Annotated in this window: 1 pseudogene; it reads left to right on the top strand. The window is 62.3% G+C overall.

The window, feature by feature from the left end:
• Positions 1 to 260, top strand: a pseudogene (locus tag EOD29_RS36690) (cytochrome B); the annotation flags it as partial.

The raw sequence follows: 260 nt of genomic DNA, 5'->3' as shown, positions 1-260 counted from the left end.
CGCGCTCATTGCCTGGGGTGGCGTTGCATTTCCGACTGTCGTCCTTCTGCTTTTGCTGGGCTACGCAGTCTGGTTGATGCCGGCGATACGGCCTTGGAACCCGCTTGCAGCAAAGGATGGGGCGATCGAGGTGACGGGGGAGCAGTTCTGGTGGCGTATTCGCTATCCGGCCGTCGGTGACCAGCCTGCTTTCGAGACCGCCAACGAAATTCGCCTGCCCCTCGGCCGACCGGCGACTTTTTCCCTCAAAGCGACCGACG

Source organism: Mesorhizobium sp. M1A.T.Ca.IN.004.03.1.1, from assembly GCF_003997555.1.
GTDB lineage: Bacteria > Pseudomonadota > Alphaproteobacteria > Rhizobiales > Rhizobiaceae > Mesorhizobium.
This window is presented reverse-complemented; position numbering and strand designations above follow the sequence as displayed.